15 protein-coding genes and 1 tRNA gene are annotated in these 14,068 nt (G+C 40.2%); 5 read left to right on the top strand and 11 right to left on the bottom strand.

The features are described from left to right. Nucleotides 1-185 precede the first annotated feature (185 nt). Entirely contained in the window at nucleotides 186-734 is a 549-nt protein-coding gene (locus HPC41_RS10705) for a YciE/YciF ferroxidase family protein (RefSeq protein WP_172394015.1), read from the top strand. 17 nt (nucleotides 735-751) lie between these two features. Further along, nucleotides 752-2,941: a catalase gene (locus HPC41_RS10710; protein WP_172394016.1), complete on the top strand. Its 2,190-nt coding sequence runs from the start codon at nucleotides 752-754 to the stop codon at nucleotides 2,939-2,941. Nucleotides 2,942-2,996: 55 nt separating this feature from the next. Here the strand turns inward: HPC41_RS10710 and HPC41_RS10715 are convergent, their stop codons facing one another. The 4 genes from HPC41_RS10715 to HPC41_RS10730 form a co-directional block, all read right to left on the bottom strand. Then, the gene (locus HPC41_RS10715; protein WP_172394017.1) at nucleotides 2,997-3,485 is read right to left on the bottom strand and encodes an ankyrin repeat domain-containing protein; all 489 of its coding nucleotides are present in this window, start codon (nucleotides 3,483-3,485) and stop codon (nucleotides 2,997-2,999) included. A gap of 393 nt (nucleotides 3,486-3,878) precedes the next feature. Beyond that, on the bottom strand, nucleotides 3,879-4,397 hold the full coding sequence (locus HPC41_RS10720) for a YciE/YciF ferroxidase family protein (RefSeq protein WP_172394018.1): 519 nt from the start codon (nucleotides 4,395-4,397) through the stop codon (nucleotides 3,879-3,881). Between the two features lie 71 nt (nucleotides 4,398-4,468). After that, complete coding sequence (locus HPC41_RS10725; protein ID WP_172394019.1) at nucleotides 4,469-5,197, bottom strand: DUF72 domain-containing protein; 729 nt, start codon at nucleotides 5,195-5,197, stop codon at nucleotides 4,469-4,471. A gap of 146 nt (nucleotides 5,198-5,343) precedes the next feature. After that, nucleotides 5,344-5,417: transfer RNA gene (locus tag HPC41_RS10730), tRNA-His, on the bottom strand. 201 nt (nucleotides 5,418-5,618) lie between these two features. Here HPC41_RS10730 and HPC41_RS10735 point away from each other — a divergent pair. Continuing rightward, the gene (locus tag HPC41_RS10735; protein ID WP_172394020.1) at nucleotides 5,619-6,179 is read left to right on the top strand and encodes a DUF4230 domain-containing protein; all 561 of its coding nucleotides are present in this window, start codon (nucleotides 5,619-5,621) and stop codon (nucleotides 6,177-6,179) included. A 137-nt stretch (nucleotides 6,180-6,316) separates the two neighbouring features. On the opposite strand, the gene HPC41_RS10740 is transcribed toward HPC41_RS10735, so the two are convergent. Then, nucleotides 6,317-6,532 carry a hypothetical protein gene (locus HPC41_RS10740; protein ID WP_172394021.1) on the bottom strand — a complete coding sequence of 72 codons (216 nt, stop codon included), beginning with the start codon at nucleotides 6,530-6,532 and terminating at the stop codon, nucleotides 6,317-6,319. Between the two features lie 263 nt (nucleotides 6,533-6,795). Between HPC41_RS10740 and HPC41_RS10745 the strand changes: the two genes are divergently transcribed. Continuing rightward, nucleotides 6,796-6,999 (top strand): hypothetical protein, encoded by a 204-nt coding sequence (locus tag HPC41_RS10745; protein WP_172394022.1) that lies wholly within the window; start codon nucleotides 6,796-6,798, stop codon nucleotides 6,997-6,999. Between the two features lie 68 nt (nucleotides 7,000-7,067). Here the strand turns inward: HPC41_RS10745 and HPC41_RS10750 are convergent, their stop codons facing one another. Beyond that, complete coding sequence (locus HPC41_RS10750) at nucleotides 7,068-7,319, bottom strand: Rho termination factor N-terminal domain-containing protein (protein ID WP_172394023.1); 252 nt, start codon at nucleotides 7,317-7,319, stop codon at nucleotides 7,068-7,070. Between the two features lie 140 nt (nucleotides 7,320-7,459). Beyond that, complete coding sequence (locus HPC41_RS10755) at nucleotides 7,460-7,996, bottom strand: type 1 glutamine amidotransferase domain-containing protein (protein ID WP_172394024.1); 537 nt, start codon at nucleotides 7,994-7,996, stop codon at nucleotides 7,460-7,462. Between the two features lie 132 nt (nucleotides 7,997-8,128). Between HPC41_RS10755 and HPC41_RS10760 the strand changes: the two genes are divergently transcribed. After that, complete coding sequence (locus HPC41_RS10760; protein WP_172394025.1) at nucleotides 8,129-9,133, top strand: glycosyltransferase family 9 protein; 1,005 nt, start codon at nucleotides 8,129-8,131, stop codon at nucleotides 9,131-9,133. Here HPC41_RS10760 and HPC41_RS10765 read toward each other — a convergent pair. The 4 genes from HPC41_RS10765 to HPC41_RS10780 are packed head-to-tail and all read right to left on the bottom strand — an operon-like array spanning nucleotide 9,060 to nucleotide 14,062. Beyond that, nucleotides 9,060-10,151, bottom strand: a complete 1,092-nt coding sequence (locus HPC41_RS10765) for a glycosyltransferase family 9 protein (RefSeq protein WP_172394026.1) — start codon at nucleotides 10,149-10,151, stop codon at nucleotides 9,060-9,062. The two genes, HPC41_RS10760 and HPC41_RS10765, sit on opposite strands and share 74 nt — an antisense overlap. A gap of 1 nt (nucleotide 10,152) precedes the next feature. Continuing rightward, entirely contained in the window at nucleotides 10,153-11,646 is a 1,494-nt protein-coding gene (locus HPC41_RS10770) for a PfkB family carbohydrate kinase (protein ID WP_172394027.1), read from the bottom strand. After that, nucleotides 11,624-12,205: a D-glycero-alpha-D-manno-heptose-1,7-bisphosphate 7-phosphatase gene (locus HPC41_RS10775; RefSeq protein ID WP_172394028.1), complete on the bottom strand. Its 582-nt coding sequence runs from the start codon at nucleotides 12,203-12,205 to the stop codon at nucleotides 11,624-11,626. The genes HPC41_RS10770 and HPC41_RS10775 overlap by 23 nt, the downstream gene beginning before the upstream one ends. Continuing rightward, entirely contained in the window at nucleotides 12,206-14,062 is a 1,857-nt protein-coding gene (locus HPC41_RS10780; RefSeq protein ID WP_172394029.1) for a glycosyltransferase, read from the bottom strand. Nucleotides 14,063-14,068 lie beyond the last annotated feature (6 nt).

Raw genomic sequence — 14,068 nt, forward strand, 5'->3', positions numbered from 1 at the left:
GTGAAGAAAGTTTTTTAAAAGCTAGGTTCCTTTCCAACCTAGCTTTTTATTTTATACATTAAGTGTATTAGCCTACAAATTTATTTTACGAATATTCTGCTTATTTATATAAAAAACAAACGATTTGTACTGTGGAATAGTTCATAAAATAAACTTAAGTTATTTACATTTCTAAACATTGAATTATGAAACATGAAAGCGGAACTACGCCTAAGTTCAAAACTAAGACACCTTTAAATGCAGAATCGTCACTGCAAGAGCTGTTTTTGGATGGGATCATGGACTTGTATTGGGCAGAAAACCATTTGGTCAAATCTCTTCCAAAAATGATAAAAGCTGCAAATTCGTCAGCTTTGATAACTGCTATCGAAAATCATCTCAAGGAAACGGAGCAGCATGTTGTGCGGTTGGAGCAGATCTTCAAGCTAATGGGTAAGGAAGCCTTGGCAAAGAAATGCGATGCGATGGAAGGATTGACCAAAGAAGCAGAGGGGATAATAGCAGGTACAGAGGCCGGCACTGTGGCCCGCGATGTGGGCATCATCTTAGCTTCGCAAAAAGTAGAGCATTACGAAATTGCAAGCTATAGTGGATTGCTTCAGCTAGCCTTTACACTAGGTTTGCAAGAAGTCGCCTCGCTATTGGAACAGACCCTGGGAGAAGAAGAAGCCGCAGATGCATTGCTGTATGAGGTGGCAGAAAACCAAATCGAATACACTGCTCCAGAACAATAAATATTAATCTTATTACGATGAAAAAGAGAGAAACACAAGTTAAAAAGGTTAAACAGCCAGAAAATGAGAAAATTAAATCATTAAATCAACATATATCCGATGCTAGTGGTGAACTAATGACAACAGATCAGGGAGTTAAAATCAATGATGATCAGAACTCACTACGTGGCGGTGACCGGGGCGCTACATTATTAGAAGATTTTATTCTTCGTGAAAAGATTACTCACTTCGACCACGAACGTATCCCCGAACGTGTAGTACATGCAAGGGGATCTGGCGCACATGGCGTATTTAAATTGTACAAACCATTAGGTGAGTTTACAAAAGCGGCCTTCCTGAATGACACAGAAACAGAAACGCCGGTGTTCGTGCGCTTCTCAACTGTCGCCGGATCTAGAGGGTCTACGGATCTAGCGCGTGACGTACGTGGGTTTGCTGTAAAGTTCTATACGCAGGAAGGTAATTTCGATCTTGTCGGCAATAATATGCCCGTTTTTTTTATACAGGATGCAATGAAATTTCCAGATTTGGTACACGCAGTAAAACCTGAGCCTGATAATGAAATTCCGCAGGCGGCATCAGCACACGACACTTTTTGGGACTTTATTTCACTAATGCCTGAATCTACCCACATGATAATGTGGCTCATGAGTGACCGCGCTATTCCGCGCAGTTACCGTATGATGGAAGGATTTGGAGTCCATACTTTCCGATTTATCAATAAAAAGGGGGAAGCACATTTTGTGAAGTTTCATTGGAAACCACTATTGGGCGTGCATTCCGTCGCATGGGATGAAGCGCAAAACATTTCTGGAAAAGATCCGGATTTTCATCGGCGCGATCTTTGGGATGCCATTGAATGTGGCGCGTTCCCGGAATATGAATTGGGTGTGCAGATTATCCCTGAAGCTGACGAATTTAAGTTTGATTTTGATTTATTGGACTCAACTAAAATTATTCCAGAGGAACTAGTCCCCGTTCAAAGAATCGGCAAAATGACACTTAACCGAAATCCAGATAATTTTTTTGCTGAGACTGAACAAGCTGCTTTCCATATTGGGAATGTTGTTCCTGGTATTGACTTCACAAATGACCCCTTATTGCAAGGTCGTTTGTTTTCCTACACAGATACTCAATTGATTCGATTGGGTGGTCCTAATTTCCATGAGATACCAATTAATCGTCCGATCAATTCTTCCTATAATAACCAACGTGATGGATTTATGCGACAACGAATCGATCGCGGTAAAACGAGCTACGGTCCGAATTCACTTGGAAACAATGACCCAGCACAGGTGAAAGAAGCTGAAGGCGGTTTCACCAGCTACCAAGAACGCATTGATGCGCGAAAAGTCCGCGCTAGAAGTGATAGCTTCCGCGATCACTTTAGCCAGGCTAGACTATTTTTTCACAGCCAGTCGGAACCCGAAAAAAACCATATTATCGATGCTTTTAGCTTTGAACTTGGTAAGGTTAAGGCGGTAGCAGTAAGACAACGGATGGTCGGTATCTTATCCTTAGTGGATAAAGGACTCGCTGCGGAAGTTGCTTTTGCTTTGGGGCTCGAAGTACCACAACAGCTCGAAAAGCCGATTAACCGCAGCATCCCTGCCGACGGTGATCCTTCAGATTATGAACCCATCCAAGTTGAAGGAAAATTAAAAAAATCAGCTGCGCTGAGTATGATGAATACGACTAAAGAGAGTATTTTAAGTCGAAAAGTAGCTGTGCTCGCTGCCGATGGCGTGAATGCAGCCTCCCTACAAGTAGTCCGTGATGCCATACTGGCTGCTGGCGGCATAGTTCATGTAATTGCGCCAAAACTGGGTGAAATAATTGCATCGGATAATACAGCTATTCCTGTGGAAGAGAGTTTTTTGACAGGGGCTTCTGTACTTTATGATGCTGTATATGTACCAGGTGGTAAAAATAGTGTGGCCACTCTGGAAGCGGAAGCAAATGCTGTTCATTTTTTGAATGAGGCTTTTAAACACTGTAAAGCTATCGGAGCTGATACAGAGGCGAGTCAAGTGTTGGAAGCCACCTATTTCTTTGATAAATTACCCGAAGAGTTTTCGGAAGAAACTGTACTTTCTGAAGGAGTTGTCATCGCGGAGAAACCCTCCGAATTAGCAGACAAATTTATCAAAGCGATTGCACAGCATAGATTCTGGGAACGCGAAAAACCTAGACAAGTGCCTGCGTAGAATTACTGAAATCTCAAAAAATTAAAGGAAAGCCTGGCAATAGCCGGGCTTTCCTTTAGTTCATATATTGTTCGCTTTGAAGAAGAGATATTGCTGCTTCGTTGCCCTGTTGTGCTGCCAAGTCCACAACCGAGAGTCCACGACTATCGACCAATGTTCTATTTGCACCACTTTCGAGTAAAAGTTTTAAAACGTCATTTCTACCAAACATCGCTGCAAACATTAGGGCGGTACCACCATTTCCATGTTGCAGATTCAAGTCAGCACCATGGAGGATTAATAATTCGGCAATATCCTTGTATCCTTTGAAGGCGACACCCATTAATGCCGTATTACCGCCATTGTCCTGTGCATTAACATCAGCGCCAGCTTGGAGCAAAAGCCTTGCTGCTGCAAGCTGATTGTTGTAACAGGCAATAATCAAAGGTGTATATCCCTTCACGTCACGTGAATTCAAATCTGCGTTTTGTCGGATGAGCTCGTGTAACACATCAAGGTTGCCCAACCGGGCTGCGTGATTTATGACTTCTGTCGTTTGTATCATAAGTAATTTTTTTTTCTTCAACTGTATTCGCTTTTAATCGGATCGTTTTTGTATCCTATTAAATAACAAAAGCTATCGGCAAAGTGTTTGTCCAAAATAAAAGGATTTTATTTGAGCTCTAACTTGAACTTCAAACACAAAAAATTAGCTTACAAAGCCTTACTCGTGGCTCACCGGAATATGGCCTATTACCCTAGGTCAGCGGCTTTAGGTAGTGAAGTCTAATATTTACAAACACAGTTCAGAAATAGACCTCTTGTCTCAGGCCTGCTTGTTTGTGACTATAATCCTTGGATATTTGCTCGGAAACAAGGGAAGCACCGTGGAGGGGCCGAAAGAAGTTGGGTTGAGATTTAAAAATAGAAATGCCCGAGGATCCGGGCATTTCTGATACTAAGATGCAGATTCATTTACACCTGACATCGCAATTTCTGTCAGAAGACTATCAGTCTGTTTTTCCTCGTCTAAAGTTTGCTGAAGCAATTGCTCGGCCTCACTATGCTCCATAAGTTTTGCATAGGTCACCAAACAACCATAACTGGCAATTTCATAATGCTCTACCTTTTGAGCGGCCGAAATAAGTGCGGCATCCAACGCTGGATCACCTTCAAAGCTCTCAACGATTTCGTCAGCTTCTTCAAGAAGACCTTCCATAGCTTTGCATTTTTTACCACGTGCGCTCATTTCTAACGATGTAAATACTCCTTTCAGGCGCTCGATGTGACCTTCAGTTTGGCTATAATGTTGGTCAAATGCTTGTTTTAACTCCTCGCTTTCAGCTGCCTTACTGAGCTTTTTCAAGCCTTTCAAAAGTTGTTTTTCTGCCCCGAGCATATCCTTTAACTCGTCTATAAATAACTCATGTAAATGCGCATTTGGCATCTGTTGATTGTTTTGCTTTGATGTTGCCATAATTTTGATTTTTTTATAAGAAGAACAGCAGTGGAAATGGGATGGTTTGAATGTTTTTAAAAGTTTTGCGATTATTTCAATATCTTCATTAACGTCTGCCCGTTATGCGGTGCATAGCCGTTTTGATCATTATCAAAATAGAAATAAATATCCTTTCCTTCATCTTGCCAATCGATACATTTTTCTGCCCAACTGATCAGATTATTTTTTGTATAGCTGCCTTGATATTTATCTCCTGGACCATGCAGCCGTATGTAAACAAAGTCTGCCGTGATAATAACTGGACTCTGATACCCAGCGAGATCATAAATGCAATAAGCACAATTATAATGTTCAAGTAGCTTATAAATTTCCGGAATGTTCCAACTAGAATCGCGAAACTCAAACACAAATCTATGGTCGGTAGGTAACTTCACAAGAAAGTCATGAAGCCTTTCGGTATTAACATGCCACCTTGGCGGCAACTGAAATAGGATAGGACCCAGCTTTTCTTTCAAATGGGCTGCCCGTAGCATAAATTGATCAATCGTATCGTGATCAACATGCAATTTCTTTACATGTGTGATGAAACGGCTGGCTTTTACAGCAAATACAAAATCCTCTGGCACTTGTTTATACCAATTGATAAACATATCGTCAGTGGGGAGCCTGTAAAAGGAATTATTGATTTCAACCGTCGGAAAAATGTCGGAAAAATACCTCAATTGATTATCGTTTTTCAACTCTGCTGGATAGAAAGTGTCTTTCCAATGCTTATAATGCCAACCAGATGTCCCTATATATATCTTTGCATTCTTCATGTTATTTTTGGATAAAGCCTACACAAAAAGAACAGCGACATCGAGCGAATGGTTGACAAAATTTAGGGGATACCACAAACGGTTATAAAAACAACGAATAGGCTGGAACGCAAAAAAGGCAAACCATTTTACTGATCTGCCTTTTGGGTAAGTAATCGGGCTCGAACCGACGACCCCTAGAACCACAATCTAGTGCTCTAACCAACTGAGCTATACCTACCGTGATTTTGATGTCACAAAAGTAGTACTATAGGCCATATCTTCCAAATGTTTTTCAAACTTTTTGATTAACCGATTGTCTATCAAATGGTATATTTTTGCCAAGCGATATTATAAAATAGCATAAGTCAGTGTTCGTACAACATTTTCGGCCCAAATATCAATAATTGCAGCTTGGTCTATTATTTGTATTATAATATTTATGGGAAAATTTTTAAAATTTTTATTGATCGTGGCCATTTTGGCAGTAGGGGCTTGGTATGTCTATCAAAAATACAACAGCGGGCCTAAAGTAGAAAGCAAGCACCAGCTGCTGGTCGATCGCATTGAAGCGATGGGTAAATTGGAGCTTGTTAAATATCGTTACAGTGATGTTGTTGAACACAAAAACATCAATACTTTTTTGCCTACAGCAAGCGTATTACTCATTGTCAAGGCAGATGCTGTAGGTTGTGTGAACTTGACTAAACTGACACCTGAGGATATTAAGGTGATAGGGGATTCTGTTTCCATCAAATTGCCGGTGCCAGAAATATGTTATATTAAGATCGACCATGAGGCATCAAAGGTTTATGATACCAAAATGGCATTTCTTAGAGAGGCCGAATTGGTAGATGAAGCGTATAAAACCGCTGAAAAAGCTGTGGCAGATGATGTCAAAAAATCAGATATTCTGCAACAGACAAAATCGAATGCAATAATTGTTTTCAAACCTTTATTACAAGGATTAGGTTTTTCGAAGATCAATTTATCCTTTGACTAATAATCAGAATAATGAAAAGCTAGACACTTTCGTGTCTAGCTTCCTACAATAAATCAATCTCCGGCCGTCTCCCGACGGAAGAGTACAAATAATTATGCTATTATCGGAGATTGAACAATAACTAAATCAAATTGGTTTTATTTTTTTGAAGAAGTATCAGGCTGTGGCGTTGGTGGGATTTCTCCGTGGGACTCACTTGAGGTTGTATCTCGATATTGAATCGTTGTTGTATCATTTGGTACAGAATCCCGCATTAATTCTTTTGATTTTTGATCATTAGATTGTGTACCATTACATCCAAAAACAGTTAGTACCACAACACTACTGATTATTGCTTTAATTAACTTACTCATGTTTTTATAATATTAGTTCAAAATTGCTTTAAGTCTATTGCTTTTGTAAAGAACACTATGCAACAAAAAAAGGTTGGAGTTTTTTAGTTTAGATAAACCATCCCGCTACAACAGTATTCAATGTCATAATGGTACTGAATTTTAGAAAAAACGTTTTACACTTGAACGCTGTTCCTACTGCATAGTAGTGTAATTTACACTATTTAAAAGTCTGCTTGCGTTCTATCAGCGACTTTTCAGTAGATAAACAAAATTGAAAAAATATGGCAACGAAAAATGAAAATCGACTAGTCGGAAGGGAAATGGAGAAAAAAAAGAAAGTTAAACTTGGCGCTGAGGGAGAGATCTTGAAAAATGTAGATCATAAGGATCGCGGAGATGCTGAGGCGGGTGTAGATCCCCAGGTAGAGCAACTGAATCAAATGCCTAACGATCCCACAGACAGGCCAAAAGAAAAAAAACAATAAAAAAGTGACCCAGCTAATGGGTCACTTTTTATAATCCAGAAATTCCTTCAAAATTATTCAAGAGCGGGTTATTTTTTCCCGTGCTTGTCGATCGCTTTGATCAATTCATCTTTTGTCATATCATGACGCCCGGTAATTTCTAATTTTTTGGCCATTTGCAAGAGCTCATCCTTTGTTTTATCAGAAGTACCATTCTGCCCATTTTTTGAAACTGACGTATTTTTTCCATTGCTCTTGTTCATACTTTTTTCACTGTCCGTACTTTTCCCACGGGACTGCCCTTTAGCAGTTGCGTGGCTTGTAGTTTTTGCTGTGTTCATAATACTTGATTTATATGCTATTTATTGATTGAACATATCTATTGCACTAATAGTTGACAGTTTTAGTACCTGAATATTTCGTAATTATACGTTTTCTATGGTTTCAACATGTAAACCCAACATCATTGAGTTTTTGATCTCTATTTCGAAAACGCCCTGACAATTGCTTTGTTAAAAGCAGGAAGGTCTTCTGGGGTCCGACTAGTAATTAAACCATCGTCAATGACGACTTCCGCATCTTCCCATTTAGCGCCAGCATTGATCAAATCTATCTTTATCGCTTCTACAGAAGTCATTTTTTTATCCCGAACCAGATCAGCATTAATTAACAGTTGCGGGCCGTGACAGATGGCTGCTATCGGTTTACCACGCTCCCAGAATGCGTTGATCAAAGCTGTAGCGGTCTTATTAGTTCGTAATTTATCGGGATTAATAACGCCGCCCGGCAGTAAAAGCGCATCATACTTATTTTCTTCCGCATTTTGCAGATCTATATCAACAGGATAATCTTTTGACCACTCATCACCATTTTTGGATCTCACTTTAGTTTTTGAGGGCGATATAACATCAGTCTTCGCTCCAGCAAGTTCTAAAGCCTCTTTTGGACTGCTTAATTCAATCTCCTCAAATCCGTCAGCGACCAGGATCGCAATCCTTTTGTTTTTTAATTTTTCCATATACTTGAAATATTAGTGTTGGTTTACCAATTGAACGGATAAACCTGCCTCAAAGTTTGTATTAATATTAAAATCAAATTAATGACAAAAACCCTTTGCCTTTGATCGCTGTCTATCTTATAAACTATTATTATGTTTAAAATTGCTGTCTTCCGAGCCCTACAACTAGGTGATTTATTATGCGCGATACCAGCTATTTCTGCATTAAAATACAATTATCCTCAAGTTCGGCTATATTTTATAGGTCTTCCGCATATGCGCGAATTGATTGATCGTTTTGACTGTATTGATGAATTCATTGATTTCCCGGGGCATCCTGACCTTCCTGAAATTCCTTGTAATCTAAGCGAATTAGCACATTTCATATCGCGCATGCAAGCTGAAAAGTTTGATCTGCTACTGCAAATGCACGGTCAGGGAACTATAGTAAATAATTTTTTACAAAATTTCAATGCACAGCGCCTGGTGGGATTTCAACCGACATCAGATGTAAACGATCCAGATTGGCTAAAGTACCCACATGAGCTACATGAAGTGGATCGACACCTGGCGCTAGTCAGATATTTAGGGCTTCAAATTCCTAATACCAAAATGTATTTTCCTTTATTCGCAAAAGATTGGACTGCCTATAATAAAATAAAACAAGTAATCGCTCAACCCTTTATAATTGTGCATGTAGGTAGCAGGGATATAAAACGCCAATGGCCGATAGAAAACTTTGCGTTGCTGGCGAAAAAGATGCTTGTACGAGGATATAAGGTTGTGATGACAGGGGTAAAATCCGAGCAAGCTCTTGTAGACAGATTGCAAGAATGCTTGGAAGACAAAGCGATCGATTTTTGTGGTCAGCTAGATCTAGGGACACTTGGATGTCTTCTGAAGGAGACATCTTTATTAATCTGTAATTGCACAGGAATCTCGCATCTTGCTGCAGCGCTACAAACTAAGAGTATTGTGTTAAGCATGGACGGCGAACCGCATCGCTGGGGGCCGCAAGATAAAGTACTGCACGCCACCTTCGATGCAAGGTACCCCATTGCAATCGATGATATAACCAAAGAAATTAATCGGCTTGTTGGACTAGACCTTGCTGCTGCGCAGCATTTGCAAGCAACACGGAAAATTTCTGAAGAATAATATCGGTACGCAACGCCATATTTTGTGAGGGTTTACTCTGTTTGTCCACAAAAGTATTGATGGTATTTTTAGATCGCATAGTAGACCGCACGGGGTACAAGATAAAATCAGAATCTTGTGACCATGGAATGTGCTGAGGATTAGTCTGAGCATAGAGTACCAGAGTAGGCTTCGCTAATGCACAGCCAATGTGGGCGACAGCAGTGTTCACAGTGATTACTGCATCAGAATTTTGTAAGAGTGCGAGAAGATCGGCAATGCTCGTCATACCTATCAAGTTGATTAAATTTGATGAACTTAGATTTTGTCGACTAGCTCTAAGATAGTCAGAATCATTTTTACCGATCAAAACGACTTGGTAGTCCAAATCGATTAATTTTTGCGTTAGCTCCTGTGCAATTTTGACCGCAATGCGTCGTTTTTCCTCGGAAACGTCATAGTTAAGGACCACCCGCTTGCTTTTTGCGGTGGGAAGATTGAGCGATACCATCTGGGGTATATTTTTTAAGGAAGGCAAACGGCTACTTGCATACGAGATACCGAGATGTCTCAAAAGGTCGAGATCACGTGTAATCTGATGTTTTACTTGAAATAAAGGCTCTTTATCAGGTATCCAATCCGTGAGAAGTGAATACGGATTCTCACGCATATAAGCAGCTCGTCGAGGAATTCCCGCTAAAAATGCCAACAATATAGCGGCCATTGGATTTTGGCTATAAACATTAAAGATCAAACAACCATCAAATTGCCGCGATCTGATTTCATTAATCAAGACTTCGGTACCTTCAGCTGAATCTTGGCCGGCCAGCTTCATCCAAGGGGCTTCGTATTGCATATAGTCGTCTACAGTACCTAAGAAAGGAATTATCGGAATAGCCATCTCAGAGGCAAGCAAAGTGACTTTGCAGTCAGGGATAGCAAACTTTAGTTCCTGAAGTGCTGCATTGTTCATAATCAGATCACCCATATTATCCAACCGGATGACCAATATATTTTTACACTCTTTCCAATTGCTCATACTAACCAATTTTTTTTAGAAATTGTCCACCCTGTTCCTGTACACGCTTTATAATTTTGGAAGTCGACTGTTTATGAATATGCTTGATATATACAAGTTTTGTCCCCAATAGGTGTAAGAGACTTTCTTCAGCCATCGTTTCATTCGTGTATTCTTCGCCTTTGACGAAAATGTGCGGTCTAACTTTTTCCAGAACGGAAATTGGCGTATCCGAGAATTCATCCCCAAAAGGTACAATATAATCCACTGCTTCCAAAGCACGAAGCACTTGTATTCGATCAGCTAATGTGTTTACGGGCCGCGAAGATCCCTTCAATCTAGTAATACTTTCATCGGTATTAATACCTACAATAAGAATGTCTCCATGGGATTTAGCTGCACAAAGATAGTGTGCATGGCCCGCATGAAAGATATCAAAACAACCATTGGTAAACACAATCCGCTGTTCTTTTCGGACGTCATTGCAGAGCACCTCGAGATCATTCAGGTCTACGACTACCTTATTATCATTGTTGTCGAGCTGCCGCGCTAGTTCTTGGCAACTACAGTATGCTGTTCCACTTTTCTTTATTCCGATCTGTGCGGCCCTTATACTCAAAGATATTGCAATGTCATGGTCAAGTCTATTGAAATAAGCTAAGCAAAGTGTCGTCAGAAACGTGTCACCTGCACCCGAAAAATTGCCATTCTTTAACACTGGAACAGAATAGTATTTTGGTTCACTATCTTTTCTAAACAGTATAACGCCATCTTTATCCATGGTAAGTGTCACCCAACGGGCATTGGATACGACACATAAGCTTTCTGACCATTGTAGGGCCTGAGCAATCCGGTCGTCTTCCTCTTCTTGTCCGAGTATTTTGCGTGCTTCTTCGTAATTTGGTTTAATAAGATCGGGCTTGAGACAACGATACTTATAATAATCCTTGCTATCTACTGCAATAATTTTCGGATCCTTTTGCTGTTCTTGGTATAATAGTTCAATTAACTCATCAGGTATATTTCCTTTATCATAGTCAGCGATGAAGATAATATCCACTGTAGGTAGTACTGCCTTCACATTGGCAAGATACTGTTTCAGTAGCATCGGACTAAATTGATAGTTTTTGCCGATATCATACCGTAAAAGGCACTGGCTCTCTCTAAGTAAACGCGTTTTGGTCAATGTCTGACAGCTGTCGTTGTATATAATACCACTTATATCAACATGCTGTTGCTTCAGTTGCTGGACAATAGTTTGTGCACTTGAGTCATTACCTAACATAGTGATTATTGATACTACAGCACCCATATTGCTCAGGTTGGTTATAGCGTTTGCAGCCCCCCCAAGACATTGTTGCACAGATTGGACATCAAGTACCGGTACAGCAACATCAGGTGCAAGACGTTTGCATGCTCCGTCCAAATAAATGTCTAACATACAGTCTCCGAGGACAAGTATTTTGGGACTGTTAAACCCATTTTCAACCAACTTATTTAACACTATATCTTTCATAATTTATTGTATCTGATGTTATAATTTGATTTAGGCCATAGAAATCATCTACGATGTAATCCGGTGTAAATTTGGGATCTGAAATACGAAAATTCCTACGCTCCTTTTTATTACGGTCGACCAAAATTGTCCGGCAGCCAGCGGCACGCCCTGCTCCAATGTCGCTCAAGATATCTCCGATCATCCATGATTTCTTTAGGTCGACATCTAAATCCTTCGCTGCCTTGTGAAGCAAACCAGGCAGGGGCTTGCGACATGTACATACTGGCTCATCTGTAACTTCACCATGCGGACAATAATAAATCCCATCCAAAATAATGTGTTCGGCTTTTAGCTGATCAGAAAGTTCTGAAAATGCAATATCGAGATCGCTTATTGTAAAATACCTTTTGGCAATACCGGACTGGTTGCTAATAATAATGAGCTTATAGCCATTTTTTTGCATAAGTCGCAAAGAAGCAAAGATATCCGGATAACACACAATGCGCCCCGGATCGACATTATAGGGCACATCTTTTATGAGCGTCCCATCCTTGTCTAAAAATATTGCTTTTTCCATCTATGCTGTTAGTTTTTTCTGTATAATATTATGTTCCGTAGAGATCGCTTTGGTACTCATCTGTTGTTCAACTAGCGCGCAAAGCTGATGTATAACGTGAAGCTGCACCTCTTGAATACGTGCGGTGTTATCAGAGGGGACGATAAGGTTATGATCACCGAACTGGGTGGCCTCTCCACCATCTTTACCCAATAAATTTGCGCAGATAATATCCTTATTACTTGCTTCTTTCAGCGCATTGATAATGTTGGGGGATTTTCCACTTGTACTCAAGCATATTAGCATGTCTCCGGATTGCCCCAGCGCTTGAACCTGTCTAGAAAATATAGTATCATAACCAAAATCATTTGCCCAGGCTGTTATAACTGATGAGTCCGTGTTCAATGAAATTACAGGATAACCAGGCCGGTTGGGTATCTCAAAACGCCCTACCAACTCAGCGGCAAAATGCTGGCTCTCAGCCGCGCTTCCACCATTGCCGCAGATCATGATCTTATTGCCATTTTGGAGTACCTCCACCATTTTGAAAGAAAGCTTTGCTATACATAAAGCAAGCATATCTGCTGCTTTTTCAAGTACTTTTGAAGAATTTAAAAAGTTTTGTTTGATGTGCGCTATAGTTTCTCTTTCTCTAACCTGCGGTATGCATTGCTCATATAATTGTGCGATACTTTCGCTAACAGTTTTCCAAGTAAAACTTTTGACATGACGAAGTGCATTGACAGCGAATTTTAGTCGCTTACGATCATCACTAATGAGGTCAACGATAGCAGATGACAATTGTTGGGGCTGCTGTGGTGCTACGAGCAGACCAGTCTCTCCGTTACGTACGGTGAAAGAAATACCGCCCACGTCAGCTCCGATAACTGGTGTGCCACAGGCCATAGATTCCAACGGCGTAATACCGAAGGGTTCGTACCAAGGCGTTGTAATAAACAATTCACTTGCAGCATAATAATATCTGAGCATATCACGGTTCTTTTGCCCAGTAAAAATGACCTTGTCTTTAAGGTCTAACTCTTCGCAAAGATGGTTGAGCCGATCAAACTCAATTTGATCATCCTCGGATTGAAAATTCCCCCCAACAACCAATAACCGAAGTTCGGGAATTGCATGTTGGGCATGTGAAAATGCTTCGATAACATTATCAATTCCCTTGCGTTTGACCATACGACCAAGTTGTAGAATATAGGTAAATGCTGGATTGAGATTTAATCTTTTCTTGGCCTCTTTGCGGTCTACTGGGTAAAAATCAGTGGGATTATATCCACATGGAATAATCTCTATCTTATCAAGCGGAGCCTGATAATGTTGTATAAGATCTTTTAGATCGTTTGGACATTCTGCAATAATGCGTTCGGCTTGCCAGATAATATCCCTTTCAATTTTTTCGCGAATTTTTGGAAATTTATCTGAGCAGCCTTGATGAAGCCGTCGTACGGCCCCCAAAGCGTGAAAGGTGACTACAAAAGGAATTTCCAATTGCTTTTTCACATCGATCGCAACCATGCCTGAAAGCCAGAAATGCGCATGTACTAAATGGTACTGTAAATGGTTGTCTTCAATAAAACTGATCATATTGGAACTAAACTCAGTCATATAATCGTAAAGCTGTTCTTTCGGCAATATTGCAATAGGCCCCGCAACAATATGAATCACTCTGATATTGGGTTTCCAGTAAACTATTTCATCTTGGGTAGGATCTTCCGCTCGAGTATAAATATCGACTTGATAACCTAATAACGAAAGTTGAACAGCAACTTCCGCAACGTATACATTCTGTCCTCCGCTGTCTTTTCCTCCCAAAGTAGCAAGCGGCGAAGCATGATCACTAATAAAAGCTATTTTCTTTTGCATGATATA

It is taken from the genome of Sphingobacterium prati, from assembly GCF_013167215.1.
Taxonomy (GTDB): Bacteria; Bacteroidota; Bacteroidia; order Sphingobacteriales; family Sphingobacteriaceae; genus Sphingobacterium; species Sphingobacterium prati.